General features: G+C 43.3%; 1 protein-coding gene and 1 pseudogene. Both read right to left on the bottom strand.

Going from position 1 to position 809, the window contains the following annotated elements; genetic code table 11:
• Window positions 1-78: pseudogene (locus OGW13_RS00780) on the bottom strand (IS6 family transposase); the annotation flags it as partial.
• Between the two features lie 50 nt (window positions 79-128).
• Window positions 129-716, bottom strand: coding sequence for a recombinase family protein (locus OGW13_RS00775; RefSeq protein ID WP_274480350.1), 588 nt, complete (start codon window positions 714-716; stop codon window positions 129-131).
• Between the last annotated feature and the right edge of the window lie 93 nt (window positions 717-809).

Raw genomic sequence — 809 nt, 5'->3', positions numbered from 1 at the left:
GGCGCCGATTATCCGTTTCAGTTTGCCATGATCGCATTCAATCACGTTGTTCCGGTACTTAATCTGTCGGTGTTCAACGTGGCTAAATTTGCCCATCCCCTCGAAAAGGTAAAATTAGACGTTTTGTCTTAATGTGACGACTGATCGAGCAATAAATCTGGTTGCTCCATTGTTTTTAATGCGCGATATATCGTTGCCTCTCCCAGATGGAAGTCCTTAGCCAATTGGCTGATTGTAGCTCCAGCTAACCGACGCAACTGAATTTCTTGGATCTTGCTTTCTGTTAGTTTGGCGGGCCTGCCAAATTTAACCCCATTATCTTTTGCTTTTGCGATCCCTTCTGCTTGCCGTTCTGTTCTCAGATCATTTTCGAACTCAGCAATGGCTGCCAACATATTAAACATTAGTCTTCCGGTAGATGTTCGGGTATCAATATTTTGATCCAATACCAACAAGTCAATATTTTCGTTTTGAAAGCGTTTTGCCAATTGAGCCAAATGAACAACAGAGCGAGCCAGACGATCTAGCCGAGTGACAATTAACGTATCTCCTTCTCGCAGGTAACGCATGCAAGACTGAAATTCAGCTCGCTCGGCTGTCCGCCCACTACGTTTTTCCTGATAAATACGTTCACATTTTGCCTGAGTCAGTTTTTCCAGTTGTATGTCCAAACTTTGACCAGTTGAACTCACTCGTGCATAGCCAATTATCGACATGATTTATCAAATCGGCACTGTTGCAAAGTTAGCGATGAGGCAGCGTTTTGTCTTATTCAAAGGCCTTACATTTCAAAAACTCTGCTTACCAGG

The organism is Citrobacter sp. Ca225 (assembly GCF_030337175.1).
In the GTDB taxonomy this organism is placed as follows: Bacteria; Pseudomonadota; Gammaproteobacteria; order Enterobacterales; family Enterobacteriaceae; genus Citrobacter_A; species Citrobacter_A amalonaticus.
The sequence above is the reverse complement of the archived record's forward strand: the minus strand, read 5'-3'. Positions and strand labels throughout refer to the sequence as shown.

Coding starts and splice junctions, on each gene's coding strand:
- OGW13_RS00775 (WP_274480350.1), bottom strand. CDS start 716: ATGTCGATAATTGGCTATGCACGAGTGAGTTCAACTGGTCAAAGTTTG.